The sequence below is a fragment of the Helicobacter pylori genome, assembly GCF_011140715.1.
GTDB classification, from domain to species: Bacteria; Campylobacterota; Campylobacteria; order Campylobacterales; family Helicobacteraceae; genus Helicobacter; species Helicobacter pylori_DA.
The window spans coordinates 1-1,416 of record NZ_SFZZ01000004.1 but is presented as its reverse complement, the minus strand read 5'-3'; the positions used below and the strand labels follow the sequence as shown (position 1 = coordinate 1,416).

Genomic DNA, 1,416 nt, shown 5'->3' with positions numbered 1-1,416 from the left:
CTCTCTCTCTCTCTCTCGCTTGCGGTATCATCGCTCCACGCTGAAGACAACGGCTTTTTTGTGAGCGCGGGCTATCAAATCGGCGAAGCGGTGCAAATGGTCAAAAACACCGGTGAATTGAAAAACTTAAACGAAAAATACGAGCAATTAAACCAGTATCTAAATCAAGTGGCTTCATTAAGGCAAAGCATTCAAAACGCCAACAACATTGAGCTGGTCAATAGCTCTTTAAACTATTTAAAAAGCTTTACCAACAACAACTACAACAGCACCACCCAATCGCCCATCTTTAACGCCGTGCAAGCCGTTATCACTTCGGTATTGGGTTTTTGGAGTCTTTATGCGGGGAACTACTTCACTTTTTTTGTGGGCAATAAGAAACAATCCGCTGATGTCCATGGTAACCCTCCTTTTAAAACGATTATAGAGAACTGCTCAGGATTAGAAAATTGCGCTATGGATCAAGCCACTTACGACAAGATGAAAAAACTCGCTGAAAGCCTCCAAGCAGCTCAAACAAACTCTACCACTAAAGGCAACAATCTTTGCGCTTTATCCGGATGCGCCACAACAGAAGGCCAAAACTCGCCAAGCTCAACCGTGAGCAGCGCTCTTGAAACCGCGCAAAAGCTTATGGACTTGATCGCAAACACTAAGACAGCTATGATGTGGAAAAATATCGTCATCAGTGGCGTTTCAAACGCACCCGGTGCTATCACATCCACTAATTACCCAACGCAATACGCGGTGTTTAACAACATTAAGGCGATGATACCTATCTTGCAACAAGCGGTTACGCTTTCTCAAAGTAACCACACCCTATCTGCTAGCTTGCAAGCTCAAGCTACAGGGACTCAAACAAACCCTAATTTCGCTAAAGACATTTACGCTTTCGCTCAAAACCAAAAGCAAGTCATTTCTTACGCTCAAGACATTTTTAACCTCTTTGATTCCATCCCTAAAGATCAATATCGTTATTTGGAGAAAGCCTACTTGAAAATACCCAATGCGGGTCAAACGCCTACTAACCCTTACAGACAGGAGGTGAATTTGAACCAAGAGATTCAAACGATCCAAAACAATGTGAGTTATTATGGTAACCGGGTGGATTCGGCTTTAAGCGTGGCTAGAGATGTTTATAATTTAAAATCCAATCAAGCAAACATTGTAACAGCCTATAGCAACGCTAAGAATTTGAGTCAAGAGATTTCTAAACTTCCCTATAACCAAGTCAATACAAAAGACATTGTTACGCTACCTCACGATAAAAACGCCCCAGCAGCGGGCCAATACAACTACCAAATCAACCCAGAGCAGCAATCCAATCTTTCTCAAGCTTTAGCAGCGATGAGTAATAACCCCTTTAAAAAAGTGGGCATGATCAGCTCTCAAAACAATAACGGCGCAATGAATGGG

Annotated in this window: 1 protein-coding gene; it reads left to right on the top strand. The window is 42.6% G+C overall.

Annotated elements, in window-relative coordinates; translation table 11 throughout:
- The coding region (sabA, locus tag EWZ81_RS00020; protein ID WP_205250188.1) for a Hop family adhesin SabA/HopD at positions 1–1,416 on the top strand (1,416 nt) is incomplete at both ends.